This is a genomic window from Marinomonas gallaica (genome assembly GCF_001639745.1).
Taxonomy (GTDB): Bacteria; Pseudomonadota; Gammaproteobacteria; order Pseudomonadales; family Marinomonadaceae; genus Marinomonas; species Marinomonas gallaica.
This window is the reverse complement of the sequence record NZ_LTAX01000020.1, coordinates 1-20,391: the sequence shown is the minus strand read 5'-3', so window position 1 is coordinate 20,391 and position 20,391 is coordinate 1. Positions and strand designations below refer to the sequence as shown.

The 20,391-nt window shown below is 44.8% G+C and carries 22 protein-coding genes; 20 read left to right on the top strand and 2 right to left on the bottom strand.

The genetic code is table 11. From position 1 onward, the window contains the following. Positions 1–15: 15 nt before the first annotated feature. From AYW76_RS15175 to AYW76_RS15140, 8 genes are all read left to right on the top strand, one after another. Entirely contained in the window at positions 16–2,355 is a 2,340-nt protein-coding gene (locus tag AYW76_RS15175) for a chemotaxis protein CheA (RefSeq protein ID WP_067222549.1), read from the top strand. A 21-nt stretch (positions 2,356–2,376) separates the two neighbouring features. Then, positions 2,377–3,447, top strand: a complete 1,071-nt coding sequence (locus tag AYW76_RS15170) for a protein-glutamate methylesterase/protein-glutamine glutaminase (RefSeq protein ID WP_067222547.1) — start codon at positions 2,377–2,379, stop codon at positions 3,445–3,447. Continuing rightward, entirely contained in the window at positions 3,447–4,184 is a 738-nt protein-coding gene (locus AYW76_RS15165; RefSeq protein WP_067222543.1) for a motility protein A, read from the top strand. Before AYW76_RS15170 ends, AYW76_RS15165 begins: the two co-directional genes overlap by 1 nt. Next, a complete protein-coding gene (locus AYW76_RS15160) occupies positions 4,177–4,983 on the top strand; it encodes a flagellar motor protein MotB (protein ID WP_067222539.1) in 807 nt (268 codons plus the stop codon). The genes AYW76_RS15165 and AYW76_RS15160 overlap by 8 nt, the downstream gene beginning before the upstream one ends. A gap of 68 nt (positions 4,984–5,051) precedes the next feature. After that, positions 5,052–5,825, top strand: a complete 774-nt coding sequence (locus tag AYW76_RS15155) for a ParA family protein (RefSeq protein WP_067099718.1) — start codon at positions 5,052–5,054, stop codon at positions 5,823–5,825. A 5-nt stretch (positions 5,826–5,830) separates the two neighbouring features. Continuing rightward, positions 5,831–6,952 (top strand): chemotaxis protein CheW, encoded by a 1,122-nt coding sequence (locus AYW76_RS19385; RefSeq protein WP_231872628.1) that lies wholly within the window; start codon positions 5,831–5,833, stop codon positions 6,950–6,952. Positions 6,953–6,968: 16 nt separating this feature from the next. Beyond that, positions 6,969–7,463, top strand: coding sequence for a chemotaxis protein CheW (locus tag AYW76_RS15145; protein WP_067222536.1), 495 nt, complete (start codon positions 6,969–6,971; stop codon positions 7,461–7,463). Positions 7,464–7,490: 27 nt separating this feature from the next. Beyond that, the gene (locus AYW76_RS15140) at positions 7,491–7,907 is read left to right on the top strand and encodes a DUF2802 domain-containing protein (protein WP_067222532.1); all 417 of its coding nucleotides are present in this window, start codon (positions 7,491–7,493) and stop codon (positions 7,905–7,907) included. Between the two features lie 3 nt (positions 7,908–7,910). On the opposite strand, the gene AYW76_RS15135 is transcribed toward AYW76_RS15140, so the two are convergent. Both AYW76_RS15135 and fliK read right to left on the bottom strand, forming a co-directional pair. Beyond that, positions 7,911–8,177: an EscU/YscU/HrcU family type III secretion system export apparatus switch protein gene (locus tag AYW76_RS15135; protein ID WP_067222529.1), complete on the bottom strand. Its 267-nt coding sequence runs from the start codon at positions 8,175–8,177 to the stop codon at positions 7,911–7,913. After that, the gene (gene fliK / locus AYW76_RS15130) at positions 8,178–10,064 is read right to left on the bottom strand and encodes a flagellar hook-length control protein FliK (RefSeq protein ID WP_067222526.1); all 1,887 of its coding nucleotides are present in this window, start codon (positions 10,062–10,064) and stop codon (positions 8,178–8,180) included. Between the two features lie 117 nt (positions 10,065–10,181). Between fliK and ccmA the strand changes: the two genes are divergently transcribed. The 12 genes from ccmA (at position 10,182) to AYW76_RS15070 (ending at position 20,272) form a co-directional block, all read left to right on the top strand. Beyond that, on the top strand, positions 10,182–10,784 hold the full coding sequence (ccmA, locus tag AYW76_RS15125) for a cytochrome c biogenesis heme-transporting ATPase CcmA (protein ID WP_231872627.1): 603 nt from the start codon (positions 10,182–10,184) through the stop codon (positions 10,782–10,784). After that, complete coding sequence (ccmB, locus tag AYW76_RS15120) at positions 10,781–11,443, top strand: heme exporter protein CcmB (protein ID WP_067222519.1); 663 nt, start codon at positions 10,781–10,783, stop codon at positions 11,441–11,443. The genes ccmA and ccmB overlap by 4 nt, the downstream gene beginning before the upstream one ends. Then, positions 11,443–12,189: a heme ABC transporter permease gene (locus tag AYW76_RS15115; RefSeq protein WP_067222516.1), complete on the top strand. Its 747-nt coding sequence runs from the start codon at positions 11,443–11,445 to the stop codon at positions 12,187–12,189. Before ccmB ends, AYW76_RS15115 begins: the two co-directional genes overlap by 1 nt. After that, positions 12,179–12,355 carry a heme exporter protein CcmD gene (ccmD, locus tag AYW76_RS15110; protein WP_067099700.1) on the top strand — a complete coding sequence of 59 codons (177 nt, stop codon included), beginning with the start codon at positions 12,179–12,181 and terminating at the stop codon, positions 12,353–12,355. The genes AYW76_RS15115 and ccmD overlap by 11 nt, the downstream gene beginning before the upstream one ends. Beyond that, entirely contained in the window at positions 12,356–12,787 is a 432-nt protein-coding gene (ccmE, locus tag AYW76_RS15105; protein ID WP_067222513.1) for a cytochrome c maturation protein CcmE, read from the top strand. It abuts the gene before it with no gap. Between the two features lie 15 nt (positions 12,788–12,802). After that, positions 12,803–14,740 carry a heme lyase CcmF/NrfE family subunit gene (locus AYW76_RS15100; RefSeq protein ID WP_067222661.1) on the top strand — a complete coding sequence of 646 codons (1,938 nt, stop codon included), beginning with the start codon at positions 12,803–12,805 and terminating at the stop codon, positions 14,738–14,740. A 1-nt stretch (position 14,741) separates the two neighbouring features. After that, entirely contained in the window at positions 14,742–15,251 is a 510-nt protein-coding gene (locus AYW76_RS15095; protein WP_067030725.1) for a DsbE family thiol:disulfide interchange protein, read from the top strand. Continuing rightward, positions 15,248–15,670, top strand: coding sequence for a cytochrome c-type biogenesis protein (locus AYW76_RS15090; RefSeq protein WP_067030722.1), 423 nt, complete (start codon positions 15,248–15,250; stop codon positions 15,668–15,670). Before AYW76_RS15095 ends, AYW76_RS15090 begins: the two co-directional genes overlap by 4 nt. Further along, a complete protein-coding gene (gene ccmI, locus AYW76_RS15085; RefSeq protein ID WP_082866256.1) occupies positions 15,667–16,845 on the top strand; it encodes a c-type cytochrome biogenesis protein CcmI in 1,179 nt (392 codons plus the stop codon). The genes AYW76_RS15090 and ccmI overlap by 4 nt, the downstream gene beginning before the upstream one ends. A 66-nt stretch (positions 16,846–16,911) precedes the next feature. Then, positions 16,912–17,937: a cell division protein ZipA gene (gene zipA, locus AYW76_RS15080; RefSeq protein WP_067222511.1), complete on the top strand. Its 1,026-nt coding sequence runs from the start codon at positions 16,912–16,914 to the stop codon at positions 17,935–17,937. 68 nt (positions 17,938–18,005) lie between these two features. Beyond that, positions 18,006–20,042 carry an NAD-dependent DNA ligase LigA gene (gene ligA / locus AYW76_RS15075; RefSeq protein WP_067222508.1) on the top strand — a complete coding sequence of 679 codons (2,037 nt, stop codon included), beginning with the start codon at positions 18,006–18,008 and terminating at the stop codon, positions 20,040–20,042. After that, entirely contained in the window at positions 20,042–20,272 is a 231-nt protein-coding gene (locus tag AYW76_RS15070) for a YheU family protein (protein WP_067222505.1), read from the top strand. Before ligA ends, AYW76_RS15070 begins: the two co-directional genes overlap by 1 nt. Positions 20,273–20,391 lie beyond the last annotated feature (119 nt).

The following is a 20,391-nucleotide window of genomic DNA, read 5'->3' as shown; positions in this document are numbered from 1 at the left end:
TAGGAGCTGCTGCGGATGAGTTTCGAGGTTGATGAAGAAATTCTACAGGATTTTTTAGTAGAAGCTGGAGAAATCCTGGAACAGCTCTCAGAGCAATTAGTGGATTTGGAGCAAAATCCGGAAGATACTGGATTGTTGAATGCAATCTTCCGTGGTTTCCATACAGTTAAAGGCGGCGCTGGTTTTTTACAGCTGACTGCGCTGGTTAACTGTTGTCACTATGCGGAAAACGTCTTTGACATATTACGTAACCACCAACGTAAAGTCGATTCAGAGTTAATGGACGTGGTACTGCAAGCTCTAGATGCTGTGAATGAAATGTTTGAAACTGTTCGTGCAGGTGGTGAGCCTGAACCAGCAGACCCTCATATCATTGAGTCTTTGAGTTTCTATGCTAAGCCACCTTCTGAAGATGAATTGAATAGTGATTCAGATGAAGACGATGTTGAAGAAGACGTTGTTGAAGAAGAGGTTGAGCCTGAAGCAAGCGACGAGCCCGAAGCAAACGACGAGCCAGCAGCAGATTCTGTTCATGAAGATATTTCAGATGATGAATTTGAGTCTTTGCTAAGTGCATTAGGTTCATCAGATACGCCTTCTGAATCACCGAAGGCTAATAATACTGAACCGGATTCAGATGAAATTACGGAAGACGAATTTGACGCGTTATTAGATCAGTTACATGGTGGCAGTGCCCCTGGCATTGATTCGACTGAATCTGATGCAGCGCCAGCCGCTGCGACGGCAGCCAGCTCTGATGCCGATGAAATTACGGAAGATGAGTTTGAGGCGTTGTTAGATCAACTGCATGGTGGAAGTGCTCCCGGTATAGCGGAAGAAGAGGAAGCCAAAGCAGCTGAAGAAGCGGTCTCAGATGCACCAAAAGGTGATGCTGGGGCGAGTTCTTCTGAATCGGACCTCATCACAGAAGACGAATTTGAGCAACTTCTTGATAGTTTGCATGGTAAGGGACAAAGCCCTAAAGAAGATGTAGCTGCTGCGTCAAAAGCCGAGGACAAAAGTGCTCCTAAGCCTAAAGCGGAAGAGAAACCGAAAGCTACTAAGCCAGAGCCTGAGAAGAAAGCTGCGAAACCTAAGGCTGCTCCTAAAAAGCCAGCTGCGCCTGCAGCAAAACCCGAAACAGCTGATGTAGAAGCCAAAGAGAAATCTCAGCATGCGCCAGTTGTTCAAGAGACAACGGTACGAGTTGATACGAAACGTCTCGATGACATTATGAACATGGTAGGTGAGCTTGTATTGGTTCGTAACCGCCTAGTTCGCTTAGGTCTTCAGAGTGACGACGAGTCTATGAGTAAAGCCGTTGCTAACTTAGATGTAGTGACGGGCGATTTACAAAATGCTGTCATGAAAACACGGATGCAGCCAATCAAAAAAGTGTTTGGCCGCTTCCCTCGAGTTGTTCGTGATTTGGCGCGTAATCTGAAAAAAGAAGTGAATTTAGAGCTTCGGGGTGAAGATACCGATTTAGATAAAAACTTAGTTGAGGCCCTAGCTGATCCTTTGGTCCACTTAGTGCGAAACTCTGTAGACCATGGTGTAGAAGCGCCAGACGTGCGGGAAGCCAAGGGTAAACCGCGTGTAGGTCACGTTATTCTATCTGCTGAGCAAGAAGGCGATCATATCTTACTGTCTATTGATGATGATGGTGCAGGTATGGATGCGGATGTATTGCGTCGTAAAGCGGTAGAAAAAGGCTTGATGGACACAGATGCCGCAGAACGACTTTCTGACGATGAAGCGTTTAACTTGATATTTGCGCCAGGTTTCTCAACCAAGGTTGAGATCACCGATGTATCGGGCCGTGGTGTTGGTATGGACGTTGTGAAAACGAAGATCTCACAGTTGAACGGTACGTTAGAGATTAAATCCGTTTTAGGTCAGGGTTCTCGTTTCAGCATCAAAGTTCCATTGACTCTAGCCATCATGCCAACCTTGATGGTTATGCTGAATGATCAGGCATTTGCCTTCCCTCTTGTCAGCGTTAATGAGATTTTCCATTTAAATCTTAACAAAACAAATATTGTAGATGGTCAGCAGGTTGTGGTTATTCGCGGTAAAACCTTGCCAATCTTCCATCTGAAAAACTGGCTGATTAAAGGCGCTGCATTCGACGAGAAACCTGCGGAAGCACATGTTGTCGTAGTCCAAGTTGGCATGAACGAAGTCGGTTTTGTGGTTGACCAATTAGTTGGACAAGAAGAGGTGGTTATCAAACCACTAGGCAGAATGCTGCAGGGTACGCCTGGTATGGCGGGTGCCACTATCACTGGTGATGGTCGTATTGCAATCATTCTTGATGTGCCAAGTATGCTGAAGAGCTATGCTTCACGCTAGACAAGTTACAGGAGCTGTATTATGCCAGTGAAGGTGCTGGTCGTTGATGACTCGGGATTCTTCCGACGTCGTCTAGTAGAAATCTTTAGTGCTGATCCTCGCTTGCAAGTGGTCGGGACAGCCAATAATGGCAAGGAAGCTGTTGATAAGGTCAAAGCACTGTCTCCTGATGTTGTGACGATGGATTATGAAATGCCTGTTTTGGATGGCATTTCGGCTGTTACAGAAATTATGAAGAGTAAGCCAACGCCTGTGCTTATGTTTTCTTCGCTGACCCATGAAGGTGCTCGAGTTACACTTGATGCACTCGAGGCGGGGGCTGTCGACTTTATGCCGAAAAACTTCGAGGATATTTCTCGAGACTCGGCTGTCGTTAAGCATACCTTAGTGGAGCGAGTTCTAACGGTTGCTAGAACTAGGACCGGTGGTATTTCTAAGCCGATTGCAAGAGCTGCAACCAAGGTTGCACCGCGACCGATTGTTGTGAGCGGTGATCGAGGCGTCATTATTCCACGCGCCCGCAAGAAAGTAAGTTTGGTTGCTATTGGTACATCTACTGGTGGCCCTATGGCACTGCAAGCCGTCCTGTCAAAGTTACCTAAAGACTTTCCTGCGCCTTTAGTATTGGTTCAGCATATGCCAGCAGCCTTTACTCATGCGTTTGCTGAGCGGTTAAATAATATTTGTCAGATTACCGTTAAAGAAGCCGAAGATGGCGATAAGCTTAAACCTGGTGTGGCTCTGCTTGCTCCTGGCGGAAAACAAATGATGGTGGATCCTCGTAACGGTGGGTGCGTTCGCATTCTTGAAGGTGATGAGCGGTTGAACTATAAACCTTCTGTTGATGTCACTTTTGGATCGGCATCTAAGTGTTATCCAGGAAAAGTTTTGTCAGTTGTTATGACGGGGATGGGGGCAGATGGTCGTGAAGGTGCTCGTATGTTGAAGAATTCTGGTTCTCGAGTTTGGATTCAGAGTGAAGACTCTTGCGTTATTTACGGTATGCCTCAAGCCGTCGAGAAAGCCGATTTGGCAGACGATGTGATTCATTTAGATCATATTGGCGAGCGAATTGTTAAAGAGGTTGGCTAGTGGATTTTCTAACGCTAGGTGGGTTGATTGTTGCCTTTGCGTCGGTATTTCTAGCGAATTGGCTAGGAGGGGGGGAAGTTGTTTTACTGCTGAACCTTCCTTCGGCCATTATCGTTGTTGTCGGAAGTCTAGGCGCCGCGTTAGCGCAGAGTAGTCTGCATGAAGCTATTGCCGCGTTACGTATGCTTTCTTGGTCGTTATTCCCTCCTGTTTTTGATCTCAGTGGTAATCGTCGTACGCTGAATCAATTGGCTCACAAAGCCAGACGTTTCTCTATTATCGCTTTGGAAGACGATGTTCAATCGCTAAATAATGAATTTGCAATTCGAGCGATGCAAATGGCTGTTGATGGGGCAGATCCAGAGCTTCTTTCTGATCGATTACATGACGAAGCTGAGCGTATTCGAGACCGCCGCGGTAGCTATATCAGCTTTCTCGAGTCAATTGGTGGTTATGCACCAACGCTTGGTATTATGGGGTCTGTATTAGGCTTGATACAAGCCATGGCAAATCTAGACAGTCCCGAGGCCTTAGGGCACGGTATCGCGGTGGCTTTTGTTTCAACATTGTATGGTCAGGGGTTTGCGAATCTAGTGATTTTTCCTATTTGTCGTAAACTTTATCGCTATGCAGATCTTGAACTACTAAACAACCAAATGTTTATTGATGGTATCCATGGAATAGCAATTGGTAAGCATCCACAACGGCTTGATTTGGAATTAAGCGGTTATGAGTGATGGTCGCCGCCGAAAGTCTCGTAACCGTGGACAAGATGCTCCACACCAAGACCGCTGGATCCTTTCCTATGCAGACTTTATAACACTTCTTTTTGCCTTCTTTGTTGCTCTTTATTCGATTTCCTTAAAAGAGGCAGGCAATGAAAAGGTATTAAGTGAAACATTGAACGGTGTGTTTGATGCAGTTCAAAAGTCGATAAAGCCAATTAATATTGGTCAACCAGTGGCTACTCAGCCAGAGAGTGAGCGATTATTAGAGGTTGCTCCTGCCGAGCAATCTGAAGCTGAAAATCCTCCTGGTGAAGTTGAGGGCAAGAGTCCGCTATACGACGCACTCAATAAGTCGATTAATTCTCAATTTCCGGTTCTACAATCATCTGGCCAAGTATCTATCACGGAAGATGCTCATTGGATTACCTTAGATATGAAGTCATCACTTGTATTTGACCAAGGGGACTTTGAGTTAACCAATGAAGCCGTTGCTTTGATGATCGTAGTTTCCAGTATATTACGATCTTATCCAGCGCCAATCTTGGTGCTTGGCAATACGGATGACTTACCTACAAATTCGACTAGAATTCCTTCTAACTGGCACCTTTCAAGTTTACGTGCAGCTTCTGTTGTTGATGAGTTGACGTATCGCGGTATGGACCCTAAGTTGTTAGCACCTATAGGCTTTTCGAGTGAAAACCCGCAGGTTCGTAATAGCAATGACTTTGCTAGAGCACAAAATCGCCGGGTAACGTTAAAAATCAGTAAGCGTCAGGCGGATAACTTGTATGATTACTTGTTTAACTAGCGAGTTAATGTATATGATTGTGTTGCAATAATTACGTAAATTTCTTGCATAACATCTAAGGGGTCGGTGTGCACATTTGGGCGGTGGCAAATCAAAAGGGTGGCGTGGGGAAAACCACAACAGTTGTTAGTTTATCCGGCTTACTAGCGGATGCTGGCCATCGAGTATTAATGATCGATCTTGATCCCCATGGTTCATTGACTAGTTATTTTCGCTTTGATCCTGATTCCATTGAGCACAGTGGTTATGATTTATTTCAAGTAAGTGGCAAGATCCCAGAAGAGTTACCGCGTTCTGTTATTCTAGAAACAGGGCATCCTAATTTATCTTTAATTCCGGCATCAACCGCGCTTGCGACTTTAGAGAGACATGCCCAAGCACAAGGTGGCATGGGGTTAGTTATTTCAAAAACGCTTGCCATACTATGGGACGATTACGATTATGTTTTAATCGATAGTCCTCCAGTGTTGGGGGTGTTGATGATCAATGCGTTAGCGGCTTGTCAGCAGCTGGTGATTCCTGTGCAAACGGAGTTTCTAGCAATTAAAGGCTTAGAGCGAATGATACGCACCTTGACCATGATCAATAGAGCTAGAAAAAGACCTGTTCCTTATACGATTGTGCCAACACTATTTGATCGTAGGACTCAAGCATCTAATAAAAGCTTACGTAGTTTGAAAGATTTATATGAAGACGCCGTATGGCATTCTGTCATTCCAGTAGATACCAAACTACGAGATGCGAGTACAGCAGGGGTGGCTCCCTCTGCATTGGATGCTAATGCTCGAGGTGTGAAAGCTTACGCCAGTTTGATGGATACTTTACTAAATCCATCTGGTTAAAAAGAATGAAAGATACTAAAACGAAAGACTATACATTAAATGGCCCACAACAAGCGCTGCAGAGCTATTTAAACGACTTATTACAGGAATCGACGTTCTCGGAGCCTGAGCTTCTTGCTGAGCAGACTGAACCAGCTGAACAAGAAGCAATGTTAGAAAATACCGAAAGCACTATTGAATATATTAGCTCTGTTGAAGAAATTTCTGAGAAAAGCTTTGATAAGCCTGAAAGCGATGGGGTTGAAGTCGAGTCACACGATTCAGCGGGATTAGATTACCAAGCGTTGGATGCATCATTTGCTGACTTTGAAACCGCGATTCAAACGATCCAAGCGGAATATGAAGCCCCTTTATTACAAGAAGCCGAGATCCAAACTTGGGATATTGAATCTGATCTTGCTGCACTTGCTAATGATTCATTTGAAGAAGTAGAGCAAGAGCAAGAAGCTCTTTTAGAAGATGTTGAGGTCACTCAAGACGAAGATGCTTTCGTAGAGGATGTCGCCGCTGAAACAGAGTTGTTAGACGAGACTCTAATGGAAGATACTGTTGAGCCAGAGCCAGAGCCAGAGCCAGAGCCAGAGCCAGAGCCAGAGCCAGAGCCAGAGCCAGAGCCAGAGCCAGAGCCTTCTAAATATATAGCGAAAACAGAGCCGCTACCTTGGTCTCAAAGTCGTTTTGAATGCCTGTTATTTTATGTTGGTGCTTTAAAAATTGCTGTGCCATTGGTTGAGTTAGGTGGTATCTATCAATCAAGCGATGAAAAACTCACAGAAATATTTGGTCAGCCTAAATGGTTTATGGGCATGGCCAATGTGGGTGAGCATAACATTCGTACGGTTGATACAGCACGATGGGTAATGCCGAATCACTATGAAGGTGAGCTCAAAGAACACTTTAAATTTGTGATTCAACTAGACCGCTCGGATTGGGGGTTAGCCTGTGAGAAAGTTGCTGAAGCAATCTCGCTGGAACCGTCTCAAGTGAAGTGGCGCTCGGATCGAAGTCGACGTCCATGGTTAGCCGGTACGGTAATTGATCATATGTGCGCTATATTAGATGTACAGGGTTTTATCGAGTTACTGGAAGACCCAGATAACGGTTTTCGTAAACATTTGAAAGATTAAGCTTGTGGAGGTCGTGATGTCGACAGGTATCGCTTTAAAAAATGAAGTTAAAGAAAACGATGATCCAATGCTTCAATGGGTAACATTCCGCCTTGAAAACGAGACTTATGGCGTCAATGTAATGCAAGTGAAAGAAGTGTTGCGTTATTTAGAAATAGCGCCTGTTCCAGGTGCACCTTCCTTTGTGTTAGGTATTATCCATCTTCGCGGTACTGTTGTTACCGTGATTGATACCTGCCAGCGTTTCGACTTAGCCTCAGGTGAAATCTCAGACGCAACGCGTATTATGATTCTTGAGGTAGGCGGCCATGTGATCGGTATCTTAGTGGATGCCGTGTCCGAAGTTGTTTACCTACGACAGTCTGAAATTGAAGTATCGCCAAGTGTGGGGAATGATGAATCGTCTAAATTTATTCAAGGAGTCTGTCATAAAAATGATACTTTGTTGATTCTTGTAGATTTAGATAAAATGCTTTCTGAAGATGAGTGGAGCGAAATCGCTTCTATTTAGAATGAAGAGAGTTTCAAAAGGCGATTAATGGAATCTCAATGGGTTTTTAACTTTTTGCTAGTGCTACAATTTTTATTGCTTGTAGCGTTAGCAGTGTGGGCATTTCGCCTTTCTCGAAAGCTGAAGAGGTTTGAACGCTCAGCGCAAGAAGCAGAGCAAGCGCAAAAGAAGCAAGTTCAGGTATTGGCATCTGGCTCAATTGGCATGGGACGTCGTCTTGTTGCCATTGAGAAGCGTTTGAATATGGCCGTTGAGAGACAGTCCGAACTGATTTCAAAAGAAGGCAGCAGTGTATCTTACAACCGTGCCATGGAGTTGCTTGAAATGGGCGCCTCGGTGGACGACTTAGTATCCAAATGCGGCCTGATACGAGCAGAAGCAGAACTCATCAGTTTGTTAAAAAAAGAGTCTCGTAAAGCGCCTAGCTCTAGCCAATCCTATTAGCAATTAATTGATGCCATAGTCGCCCGATCCTTTAAGCGAATGGGAAAAGGCGATAATTTCGGCGACGGCAAGATACAGTGTCTCCGGTATTTCATCACCCAATTCAAGTGTTGATAAGACTTCGACCAGCTCTGGACTTTTGTGAAGTAACACATTGTTCTCTTCTGCAACGCGCATAATCTGCTCAGCTAAATAGCCGCTACCTTTCGCTGTAATAGTTGGGGCACTTTGAAAATCGTATTTTAAAGCAACTGCTTTTTTAGGATTCATTTAAGTTCTCACATCAATAAGTCGTTTGTTCGATGTTTCTTGGTATTGATTAGGCTGAGGGTTTAACTTTGCTCTGAAACAATCCAAAGTTTCAATCTCGACATCTCTTGCTCTTAGGTTTGTCCTTAGATCATCTAATCGTTCACGAATCATTTGTTCAGTACTGGCATCTTCTACCGCAAAAAGAACCCCCACTTTTTTATCCTGCACACTGGCACGTGCTTCAAATCGTCCTGTTTCTTCAAACTCGAACTTTAATTGAACGAGCCAGCGACGTTTATGAGGCTCTTGGGTTTCGTTATCAGAGTCATCTTTATCAATGCGTAAATTGACGATGGAGGTCGATTGTCCGTCTTTAATCGGTATTTCAACGGTTAACGGTAAGATAGAGCCGTCTTGTTGAGCGCTTTCTATTAAGTGCCTTACTTGGCTTGTTGTAATGCGCTCAATCGCTCCAGCCACCATATTAAGCGCTTGTTGTGAGCTATTGGCAGAAAGGTTATTTGTCACGGGCGCTTGTTTCGATAATTCATTATTTACGCCTTCTAAACGGGAAAGGTTGAGCTTCAAATCAGAGACCAAATTCGCTTTGTTAGCGAGGTTGTTTTCGCTAAATAAGCCAGAATTTTGAATCGCTTGCTTTATGCCATCGCTTGATTGGGTCAAACTTTGGATATTTGGTAGTTGCTTAACCAGCTGATCAATTGCAGCCGATAGCTTCTCAGGAAGTGCAGTGGCGTTCTGAGCTTGCGACAAGGTACTTAATTGTCGGATAAGCGAGATAAACTCTTGGGGTGTTACTTGTTTAGGCAGAGTTTGTTTAAGACCTTCCGTTAGGGTTGTGGCTGTTGTGTTAGTGCGTTCTGTGGGGTAAAGCTGTAATTGCCCTTGCTTATCAACGATGACGTTGAGCGTATCGCCAGGTTTAAGAGGGTGTTTGGTCGTTAATGTAAACTGCTCCTCCCCATCACTGACTACTGCGTAGTAATTGACTTGTGTTTGCGTAATGGATGACGTTTGCAGTGGTGCGGCAGCGCTTTTAGCGGTATTAGATGGATTGGTCGCGGCGTTTTGCAAGCTTGCGGACATAGTCGAGTTCATTGATGAAGTCGCTGTGTTTTTTTCCGTGTGTGTTGGTGCTGCAGTTGTATTCGTTAAAGTAGCTGTTGTTTGTGTCGGAGGCGCTATCGTATTTGCTGATGTCGTGGTTTTGCTAGTTGGTATGGCAGTAGGCACACTTTGAACCGACATTGAGGGCGCTTTATCGGTTACAGCATTATTAGCTCCACTAGGTTGCGCAAGCTCTGCATTACTGCTTATTACGGTGAGCGTAATTGGACGACTCGCAATGGCCACTTGAGCGACGGTTTTAGCTTGTTGGATGGCTGGCGAGTTCGCTGCTTGGTAGGTCGCTGCCGGTAGTGAGGGTTTTGCTGTCAACGTTTGCTGTGTAGGCGCTGTATTTGATTGTGTACTACTGCTAGTAGGTGTTGAACTTGATGCCGATGTTTGAGTCGAATGTGGCGCGTTTGAAGTGGGGGTTTGAGTGTGCGTTGATGAATCTTTGGTTGCTATGTTTACCGTCAATGTAACCTGATTGCCCGTAACATTGATGGTGCCTTTATCTCCAGCGTGTAAATTAGGCGAAGGCTTATCGTTGATTAAGGTGAGTTGTTGTTGGTTGTTACGTGTCACACCGATAAGTTGACTATTGCCGGAAGAGGTTTGAGCATTCTTTACCGAAGTTATTTGAACGGATTGCATGCCTTCGATCAATTTCAACTCGCTGTTCAGTTTGGCGATCGTTCCAATAGACGAAGTTGCGGACGATTGGCTAGAGGCGGGTTTTCCTGCCCCAGAAACAAGCGAATTTATGTCCGTGATCATGCTTTCACCACCCTTTCTTTCTGAAAACCTAGAAATATATTTTATAATAGGCGCTAATTTAGAGACGTGCTCTAACTCATTTATCGGCCTGTACGAGTATTTCTTTTGCGAAAAACAGTGAAATTAGACATAAAAAACCTGTCAATCGAGCGTGGTGAACGAGATTTATGCTGTGAATTATCGTTCTCAGTGCAAAGTGGTGATTTGATTAGAATCGCCGGTGAAAATGGCGCAGGCAAAAGCTCTTTGATGAAAGCCATTTTAGGTTGGGTGCCAATTGAAGACGGTGAATTAATTTATAACGGCGAAGATGTCACACAACATCGTGATATGTTGCTTCAGGATCAATTGTATCTCGGTCATACGCCAGGCATAAAAAATGTATTTACGGCATTGGAAAATTTAAAGTTGTACTGCCCTGATAAAAGCGATCGACAACTTGAACAAGCCCTCGAAGAGGTTCAACTTCTTGCGTTTTCTGACACCCCTGCTGCACAACTATCGGCAGGCCAAAAGCGTCGGATTGCCTTAGCTCGCCTTTGGCTAACAGATAAATCCTTGTGGTTTTTGGACGAACCATTTACGGCCCTCGATGTTAAAGGGGTTTCTGTATTAGAAGAAAAAATGGCAGCGCATTTATCAGAAGGAGGGGCTGTGGTGATCACTACCCATCAACCGTTATTGCACCTATCTCCTAAGGTTATTGAGTTATCGGTATGAATTATCGTTCCTACTTTAAATCAGAGTGGCTGTCCTTATTGCGTAGAAAACAAGATACGCTTAATGCGCTGTTGTTTTTTGTCATGGTCATTACGTTGTTTCCTTTAGGTGTTGACCCTAGCTCTGAATTTCTTTCACCTGCGGCTGGCGGCATTATTTGGTGTGCGACGGCTTTAGCCATTCTGATGGCGGTAGAAGGAATGTACAAAGAAGACTATAACGACGGCTCTTTAGAGCAATGGCTGGCGAGCGGTTTATCGGTTTCTATTTTGGTGTTTTTAAAGGTATTTGCTCAGTGGGTCATGGTCGTGGTGCCGCTATTGTTGGTGTTACCTTTATTGGCTCAGATGTTGTTTCTTCCTGCCTCAGCACTCGGTGTGCTGATGTGCTCGATTCTGCTTGGCACGCCAGCGCTCTTTTTCATTGGATCAATTGGTGCCGCGTTGACAGTTTCTCTTCGCCGTGGCGCGGTGTTGATGCTGTTGTTGATCTTACCTTTATACATCCCCGTGATTGTTTTTGCGACTGGTGCGGTACGCGCAGCACAAATGGAAATGGCTTACAGCGGTCAGCTAGCTATTTTAGGGGCAATATCGTTAGTCGCTTTGGCTTTGTCGCCAATTATGGCGGCGGTTTCAATTAGAGCGAGTGTAAATTAATGAATTGGACATGGTTTCATAAACTTGGCTCACCAAAATGGTTTTACCAGTGGGCCAGCAATTGGGGTGGCCGATGTGTCTATGTGGGACTGGCATTATTGTTAGTTGGCGTTGTTTGGGGACTAGGCTTTGCGCCGCAGGATTACCAGCAGGGCAATAGTTTTCGCATTATTTATATTCATGTTCCTGTCGCTGTTTTGGCACAAAGCTGCTATCTAGCGATGGGCGTCGCAGGCTTTGTCTCATTGGTGTGGCAAATGAAGTTAGCGCCTGTGTTTATCAAATCTGTTGCGCCTGTCGGCGCCATTATGGCGCTGATTGCATTGGTGTCAGGGGCAATTTGGGGCAAACCAACTTGGGGAACATGGTGGGTATGGGATGCGCGTCTTACGTCTGTTCTCGTACTGTTTTTACTTTACATGGGCGTTATGGCGATTCAAAACGCATTAGACGATCAAGTGTTTGCCGATAAAGCTGTGGCAGTTGTAAGCCTCGTTGGGGTGATTAATTTGCCAATTATTAAGTATTCAGTGGAATGGTGGAATACCCTTCATCAGCCCGCTACGTTTAAGCTGACTGAGAAACCCTCTATGCCGATGGAAATGTGGTTGCCATTGTTGTTCTCTGCGATAGGTCTGTATTTGTTTGCGGCAGGTGTTTCGATGTGGCGTATGCAGACCGAAGTGTTAATGCGCGAGCGTAAAGCCAATTGGGTAAAAAAAGAGGTATTGGAACATGGCATTTGAGTCCATTTCAGCATTTTTACAAATGGGAACCCATGGGCTTTACGTATGGTCTACCTATGGCATTAGTGCCTTGGCGTTAGTTGGGTTATTTTTCTCAACTCGCCATCACAATAAGCTGTTGAAAAAGCAGTTAAAAAAACGTTACCAGAGGGAGCAGAGCCGTTAAATGCATCCAGTTCGAAAGAAACGCATAGTGACCATCAGTGTTATTTTAGTTGTGTTAGCCACGGCTATTGGATTGGTGATGTATGCACTGTCGCAAAATATAAACCTGTTTTATTCACCGACTCAGGTTGAAGCTGGGGAAGCGCCACAAGGCGTGACGCTGCGGGCAGGTGGTATGGTCGTAGAAAACAGTGTTGAGCGCGCGTCTGATAGCTTGAATGTTGCGTTTCTGGTAACAGACTACAAACATTCACTGCGCATTGAATATAAGGGCATCCTGCCCGATTTGTTTCGAGAAGGGCAGGGCATTGTGGCACAAGGTAAGCTTGATGAGCGTGGTGTGTTGATTGCCAGTGAAGTGCTTGCAAAGCATGATGAAGAATACATGCCACCAGAAGTGTCGGCGGCTCTAGAACAATCCAAGGCGCAATAGGAAATTGACATGATGATGCTTCCAGAGATCGGGCATTATGCTTTGATCCTCGCAATGATGTTTGCTTTGGCATTGGCGGTACTGCCAATGGTTGGTTACCTTCAGAGAAACGCTATTTTACTGGTCACAGCAAAACCTTTGACGTATTTGATGGCAACACTGACATGCACCAGCTTTGTTATTTTAGCCATTGCGTTTGCGCAAGATGACTTTTCTATTCTGTATGTCAGCCAGCATTCTAATAGCTTATTACCAATTTGGTACAAAATCAGTGCCGTTTGGGGAGGGCATGAAGGGTCATTGTTACTATGGATTACAATTCTATGCATCTGGGCGGCCACCTTAGCGTATAAAAGTGACTCGTTACCAAACAGCACAGGTCCTGTGGTTCTGAGTGTTTTAGGCATTGTAGCAACGGGGTTTCTGGCGTTTATTCTGTTTACTTCCTCGCCCTTTATTCGTTTGTTACCTGATACGCCGGCTGATGGTGTTGACCTTAACCCTCTGCTGCAAGACATAGGTTTAATTGTTCATCCACCCATGTTGTATATGGGTTATGTAGGTTTCTCAGTGGCGTTTGCGTTTGCTATTGCAGCTTTGATTACGGGTAATTTAAACGCCTCATGGGCACGCTGGGCACGACCGTGGACCAATGTTTCTTGGGCATTTTTAACCCTTGGTATTGCTTTAGGAAGCTGGTGGGCATACTACGAATTAGGTTGGGGCGGTTGGTGGTTTTGGGATCCGGTTGAAAATGCGTCGCTTATGCCTTGGCTAGCGGGAACCGCGTTGATCCATTCTTTAGCGGTGACGGAAAAGCGAGGGGTTTTCAAAAGCTGGACGGTATTACTGGCGATCTTTACGTTTAGTTTGTCTTTGCTCGGTACATTTCTGGTTCGTTCTGGTGTGCTAACGTCGGTGCATGCGTTTGCCGCTGATCCGACTCGTGGTGTATTCATTTTAGCTTTGTTGGTGCTTATTATTGGCAGCAGCTTATTACTGTACGCGTTGCGCGCTTCGCAGGTGAAATCTCAGGTTAGTTTTGGCTTAACTGGGCGAGAGTCATGGTTACTGATTAATAATATTCTATTGACAATACTCACACTGACGGTGTTGCTTGGCACCTTGTACCCGTTGATATTCGATGCCTTAAATTTAGGTAAAATATCGGTAGGTGCGCCGTATTTTAATGCGGTGTTTAGTCCTATAGCCCTGCTGCTTATTGTCTTTATGGGAATAGCGCCATTGTCTAAGTGGCATAATACGAAAGGTGCGTTATTGTGGCGTGCATCGGCTCTTCCTGCCGTTTTAGCCGTGTCCTTATCAGCCTTTGTGTTTACGTTCCATAGTTTTGACTGGTACATGTGGCTAAGTTTTGCGATTGCATTGTGGCTATTCTTTATGTGTGTTCGCGATTGGTTAGATAAAGTGCTGTCTAAGCGTCAATCTATATGGACTCGTGCCCGTAAGTTGCCGCGACATTATTACGGGATGCAGTTAGCACACCTTGGGGTCGCTGTGAGCTTAGTTGGCGTGATCTTTGTGAGTTTGAACAGTACCGAAGCAGTTGTTCGTATGGCTCCTGGTGAGCGGGTTATGGTGGGTGATTATGAATTTGAATTTTTGGGGACACGGCATGTCGAAGGACCCAACTATACAGCGGATACCGCTGTCATTAATGTGTACCAAGACGGGCAATCTGTGGCGCAAATGCTACCGCAGAAACGCTTATACCAAGCTCGTCGTCAAATGATGACAGAGGCTGCGTTGAATCCAGGTTTTACCCGCGATCTTTACATATCTCTAGGTGAGCCTTTAGACAATGGTGCTTGGGGCGTTCGAATTTATATTAAATCCTTTGTACGTTGGATTTGGCTGGGCGGTATTTTAATGATGGCAGGTGGTTTATTGGCTGCTTGGGATAAGCGTTATCGTCGCAAAACAGGAGCTTAACATGAAAAAATTATTGTTCTTTATTCCTCTTATTGCCTTTATTGCTTTAGGTGTAGTGTTTTATCAGCAATTGGGCAAAGACACTGAGTACATGCCTTCTGCATTAGTTGGTCAACCTATGCCAGAGTTTAAACTCGTCGATATGGCTTCTGATTCAGTGGTTTCCAATGAGGCAATGCCGGATGAACCTTACTTACTGAATTTTTGGGCTACTTGGTGTCCTTCATGCAGTGCTGAACATGCCTATCTAGGTGAGCTTGCAGAGCAAGGCGTAAATATTGTGGGTATTGATTATAAAGATGAAACACCTGCAGCAAAGCAGTGGCTTGTCGAACGTGGCAACCCATATTCATTGGTTCTATTGGATGAAATGGGTAAGTTTGGCGTCGACATGGGGATTACAGGCGCGCCTGAAACGTTTGTTGTCAGCGCTACGGGGGAAATTCTCTATCGCCATCAAGGTGTCGTTAATGAAGAGGTTTGGCAAACCTTAAAGGAATACATGCAATGATTGGACGCTGCCTAGCATCCTTGCTGTTAGTGCTAGCCACTTGGAGTAGTACGTCCATTGCAAATGACGTTTTAGCATTTGATACGCCTGAACAGCAGCAACGTTATCGTATATTAATAGAAGAGCTACGTTGCCCAAAATGTCAGAATCAAAACCTTGAAGATTCTAACGCTGGTATCGCCATCGATTTGCGTAATCAAGTCTACAAAATGATCAATGATGGTCAGTCTAATGAGCAGATTATTGACTACATGGTAGCGCGTTACGGCGAGTTTGTTTTGTATCGTCCAGTACATAACGCGAGTACTGCTTTATTGTGGTATGGGCCATTTGCTTTAGTGGCCATTGGTGCATTGATCTTTGTTGTGGTGATTGTCAGAAACAAACGGCATCAATCGAAAAAGGATATTGAGTCATGATGATGGCATGGTTGGTGATGGTCTCTCTGACCGTAGTGAGTTTATTGTATCTCGTGCGCTTCATTTTGCGTCATCGTGGAGCATCTTCGAATGAAGATGCAGGGCAAACGTTTCTAGCGATTCGTAAAAGCGAAGTAGAAGAAGAGCGTAATGCTGGACGGTTAACGGACAGTGAGGCTGAGCAACTGCATGACGATATTGTTAGTGAAGCCAATTATATAAATAATCATGGTAAGCTAACGTTACACAAAGAGACAGGTTTAGCGCGTAGTTTGTTGGCCGCAACGGTGGCGGTCGTATTAGTCGGCTCGGCGGCTTTGTATCATCATTTAGGCTTTGCACCGGATGTCACATTTACGCAAAAAATGGTCAGTGATACTGCGGATGAAAAAGACATTTCAGAATTTCTAAATTATCGAGTGGCACGCTACGACCGAGCAGAAGATTGGTATTACTTAGCCAGTGAACAAGTGCTGGCGCAAAATTACATAGAAGCCATTGCGTCATACCGCCAAGTACTAAAAAAATTGGAGCCAGATTCTGAAGAGCGTATTAATGTTCAAGTAGAGCTGGCGCAAGCTATGTTTTATGCTAACAACAATACCGTGTCTTCAGAAATGCGCCATCAAGTAGAAAGTGTCTTGGCAACAGATCCAGAGAATGTCAAAGCACTTGGTTTGCAGGGCATTGTAGATTTTGATGCGGGTCAGTATGAAAACGCTATTTTGGTCTGGCAAAAAGCTATTCGTTTGGGGCAAGACCGTCAAGAAAGGTTTGATTTGTTATCTGGAATTGCAGCAGCACGTAAACAAGGCGGAATTAGTGAGGAGCAAGTTCCTGCGCTGATCACTCATCGGTTACAGTTACAATTGGTGTTGAATAAAGGTGCTTTATCAGAAGACGATGTATTCTTGGTGTATGCAAAATTGGCGGATCAGCCAATGCCTGTTGCGATTCAACGCATCACAGCAACGCAATTTAGTGTACCGATAGTGCTGACAAATATTGATAATTTGATGCCAAGTCAAACACTGTCTGAGGTTGAGCAAGTCGATGTTGTTGTAAAACGTTCTCGAAATGATGCTCAAGACCTCACTCAGGGACAAATAGTTGGTTATTTATCGTCCGTACCAAGCAATAGCAGCAAGATTTTTAAGGTCAATGTGTCCTTATAATTGAACTCCTCTTCGCTTAGGCTGATAATACGGGCAAATGTATTGATCTGAAGCGGATTTTTTATAATGGATTTTAGCTTGCGTGAGTGGCTAATTGTAATTGGTGTCATCATTATCATCGGCATATTAGTCGATGGGTATCGTCGTTATCGCAAATCACAAGCGGTAAGGACTTTTGATGATTCTCCTTATGATGACCCTGAAGAACGTAAAAAAGAAGCGTCATTACGTCGTGAGCTTCCGAATGGTGGTGCCCGTCCTGTGGGCCATCAAGAGGAGCATGCTGACCCTGTAATGAATGCTTTTGAGAATGCTCGTAAAACAGCTCGTAGTCCTTTGACGGACTTGCCTCATAAAGTAGATGCAGGCCCAGAGCTTGATCGAAATGATCAGTTTGAATTAGATGAATTAGCTTCATTAGTTCCGAACCGATTTGACGAACAATCCAACCAAGATATTAATACCGAACACGACTACGGTAATGTGCTTTACGATGGCTATGATGAGCTGGATGTCGGTCACGAATCTTATTCAGAGCAAGAAGAAGCTGATGTAGACTTTGAGCGTGATTATTCAAGTGTCGATTTAGATCAATCCTCTAATCTCGCACCGTTGTCTGAGCCTACTGAAGACGACGATGAAGAGGCAGAAATCGAAGAAGTCATCGTAATTAATGTCTTTTCTCCAGAAGATGAACCGTTTGCTGGTATGGAACTGCTACAGCTGGTTCTAAACTGTGGTATGCGCTACGGAGATATGGATATTTTCCATCGACACGAAGAAGGTTTTGATAAAGGCAAAATTCAGTTTTCTATGGCCAATGCCATCGAGCCTGGCACGTTTGATCTGGATACCATGGGTGAAACCGATTGCCCTGGCGTGAGTTTCTTCATGGGCCTACCTGGGCCGAAGAACAGCATGAAAGCCTACGACTTTATGTTGGAAACAGCACAAACCCTAGTGCGAAATCTAGGGGGAGAGTTACGTGACGAGCGTCGCGAACCTATGAGCGATCAAACCATTGCTCATTGTCGCCAGCGTATCAAAGATTTTGAGCGCAGGCAGTTGACTAAGAAAATACGTAACTCTTAGCCCATCTATTTTCATAAGGCCCCTATAGGGGCCTTTATTCTTTCTATCAGTACCTGTTTGAGAACACTATGAGCGACCATCAAGCCTTTACCTTAGAAAACCTAAAAGCGTTGACCAATCAACTAAATGACTATAGCTACGCTTATCATGTAAAGGATGAACCATTAGTGCCGGATGCAGAATATGACCGCTGCTATCGGGAGTTACAGCAAATTGAAGCGAAACATCCAGAATGGATACAACCCGATTCACCCACACAGAGAGTTGGTGAAAAGCCTGATAATGGTTTCTCTTCTGTCCTTCATACTGTGCCTATGTTATCGCTGGACAATGCCTTTGATAATGACAGTATGGTGGACTTTGATGAGCGTATTCAGAAGCTGTCGGGCAAAGCATCGATTACTTATTGCTGTGAACCTAAATTAGACGGATTGGCCATCAGTTTACGTTATGAAGATGGGTATTTGGTACGCGGCCTTACCCGTGGCGATGGGTTGACGGGCGAAGATATCACCTCGAATATTAAAACGATCTATTCAGTACCTTTAAAACTGCGGACTGAAACACCCCCTCCTGTACTTGAGGTTCGTGGTGAGATTTACATGCCAAAAGCTGGTTTTGAAAAGCTCAATCAAATAGCGGCTGAAAAAGGCGAGAAGGCGTTTGTTAATCCGCGTAATGCGGCGGCTGGTAGCTTACGTCAGCTAGATCCTAAAGTGACAGCTGCGCGTCCTCTGGTGCTCTGTGCATACAGTATTGGTTATGCGGAAGGCTGGTCGCAGCCAGACAGTCATTACGACGGGCTGCTACAGTTATCGGAGTGGGGCTTTAAAGTGAACGATTTAATGTCTCGCGTTGAAGGGGTTCAAGGTTGCTTGGATTACTTTGCTCAGCTTTCAGAGCAACGTGATGGCCTAAGTTATGACATCGATGGGATTGTCTATAAGGTCGACAGCATTGCTCAACAAAAACAGCTTGGTTTTGTCGCGCGGGCGCCGCGTTGGGCGATTGCTCGTAAATTTCCTGCTCAAGAAGAAGTGACACAGATCTTAGGCGTTGATTTTCAAGTCGGTCGAACGGGCGCCATTACGCCAGTCGCGCGCTTACAGCCTACTTTTGTGGGTGGTGTTACGGTGTCTAATGCAACACTGCATAATCAAGATGAGATGGACCGTCTAGGTGTCAAGGTGAATGATTGGGTGGTCATTCGTCGTGCTGGTGATGTTATCCCACAAGTCGTGCAAGTGATTGAAGAGCGTCGTCCTGATGATGCGCAAGAGATTCAGTTCCCAACCCAATGCCCGGTATGTGAATCAGACATTGAACGTGTCACAGGCGAAGCTGTTCAGCGCTGTACCGGCGGCTTAGTATGTGGTGCTCAGTTGAAGGAGCGTCTAAAGCACTTCGTATCGCGTAAGGCCATGGATATAGACGGTCTGGGTGATAAGCTGATTGAACAGTTGGTCGAAGCAAAGTTGGTGGCAACGCCCGTGGATATCTATTTGCTCAAAGATAAGCCTGCGCGTCTATTAGCTATGGAGCGTATGGGGGACAAGTCGGTTGAGAAGCTACTTGATGCCATCGAAGCTTCAAAACAAACCTTGTTTAATCGCTTTGTCTATTCCCTTGGTATTCGCGAAGTAGGTGAAGCAACGGCACGCACCGTCACACAGTATTTCGGCACTCTTGAAAAACTGATGACGGCAACGGAAGAAGACTTGATTGAAGTAGAAGACGTTGGACCAATTGTTGCTCAGCACATTCGCATGTTCTTTGATCAGGAAGACAACGTTGCAACAGTACAAGGGCTATTAGAGCAAGGCATTACATGGCAATCAGAAGACGCTGATGAGGTTGGCGAGCAGCCTTTAGAAGGTAAAACCTACGTTGTCACCGGAACTTTAACGCGTTATTCGCGGGACCAAGTCAAAGACATGCTGATTAAGTTAGGTGCGAAAGTCAGCGGCTCTGTGTCGGGTAAGACTGATTGTTTGGTGGCTGGCGAAAAAGCTGGCTCTAAACTGACTAAGGCGCAGTCGCTTGAGGTGCCTGTAATGGATGAAGAAGCCTTACATGAAATGTTGATAACGTTAGGAGCGGTATAATGGATACGTTGATCCCGTTTGATTCTTTAGATTCCGACACTCTAAATAATGTGCTCAACGACATTGTTTCCCGTGATGGCACAGATTATGGGGAATATGATTTATCAACCGAACAAAAACGTGAACAAGCGCTTCGCTCATTAAAAAGTGGTGAAGCGGTATTACTGTTTGATACGGAAAGCGAAACGATACAATTGGTGCCGAAACAGGCTGTGCAGCAACGCTATTAGTTCAGTTAATAAGATCAGACATTAAAAAAGGGCTATTTAGGCTAATGCTGTTCACTTAAGGATTGCATTAAGTTAAATAGCCCAAGAAAATCCGATTAAGCATTCTTAATCGGATTTTT

What these genes read in the sequence shown, in the direction of transcription:
- AYW76_RS15070 (WP_067222505.1), top strand. Translation starts at nt 20,042, where the DNA reads ATGGATACGTTGATCCCGTTTGATTCTTTAGATTCCGACACTCTAAAT.
- ccmD (WP_067099700.1), top strand. Translation starts at nt 12,179, where the DNA reads ATGGCATTTGAGTCCATTTCAGCATTTTTACAAATGGGAACCCATGGG.
- AYW76_RS15115 (WP_067222516.1), top strand. Translation starts at nt 11,443, where the DNA reads ATGAATTGGACATGGTTTCATAAACTTGGCTCACCAAAATGGTTTTAC.
- AYW76_RS15135 (WP_067222529.1), bottom strand. Translation starts at nt 8,177, where the DNA reads ATGAATCCTAAAAAAGCAGTTGCTTTAAAATACGATTTTCAAAGTGCC.
- AYW76_RS15100 (WP_067222661.1), top strand. Translation starts at nt 12,803, where the DNA reads ATGCTTCCAGAGATCGGGCATTATGCTTTGATCCTCGCAATGATGTTT.
- AYW76_RS15090 (WP_067030722.1), top strand. Translation starts at nt 15,248, where the DNA reads ATGATTGGACGCTGCCTAGCATCCTTGCTGTTAGTGCTAGCCACTTGG.
- zipA (WP_067222511.1), top strand. Translation starts at nt 16,912, where the DNA reads ATGGATTTTAGCTTGCGTGAGTGGCTAATTGTAATTGGTGTCATCATT.
- ccmI (WP_082866256.1), top strand. Translation starts at nt 15,667, where the DNA reads ATGATGATGGCATGGTTGGTGATGGTCTCTCTGACCGTAGTGAGTTTA.
- AYW76_RS15160 (WP_067222539.1), top strand. Translation starts at nt 4,177, where the DNA reads ATGAGTGATGGTCGCCGCCGAAAGTCTCGTAACCGTGGACAAGATGCT.
- AYW76_RS19385 (WP_231872628.1), top strand. Translation starts at nt 5,831, where the DNA reads ATGAAAGATACTAAAACGAAAGACTATACATTAAATGGCCCACAACAA.
- AYW76_RS15145 (WP_067222536.1), top strand. Translation starts at nt 6,969, where the DNA reads ATGTCGACAGGTATCGCTTTAAAAAATGAAGTTAAAGAAAACGATGAT.
- ccmE (WP_067222513.1), top strand. Translation starts at nt 12,356, where the DNA reads ATGCATCCAGTTCGAAAGAAACGCATAGTGACCATCAGTGTTATTTTA.
- fliK (WP_067222526.1), bottom strand. Translation starts at nt 10,064, where the DNA reads ATGATCACGGACATAAATTCGCTTGTTTCTGGGGCAGGAAAACCCGCC.
- AYW76_RS15175 (WP_067222549.1), top strand. Translation starts at nt 16, where the DNA reads ATGAGTTTCGAGGTTGATGAAGAAATTCTACAGGATTTTTTAGTAGAA.
- ccmB (WP_067222519.1), top strand. Translation starts at nt 10,781, where the DNA reads ATGAATTATCGTTCCTACTTTAAATCAGAGTGGCTGTCCTTATTGCGT.
- AYW76_RS15095 (WP_067030725.1), top strand. Translation starts at nt 14,742, where the DNA reads ATGAAAAAATTATTGTTCTTTATTCCTCTTATTGCCTTTATTGCTTTA.
- AYW76_RS15170 (WP_067222547.1), top strand. Translation starts at nt 2,377, where the DNA reads ATGCCAGTGAAGGTGCTGGTCGTTGATGACTCGGGATTCTTCCGACGT.
- ligA (WP_067222508.1), top strand. Translation starts at nt 18,006, where the DNA reads ATGAGCGACCATCAAGCCTTTACCTTAGAAAACCTAAAAGCGTTGACC.
- AYW76_RS15140 (WP_067222532.1), top strand. Translation starts at nt 7,491, where the DNA reads ATGGAATCTCAATGGGTTTTTAACTTTTTGCTAGTGCTACAATTTTTA.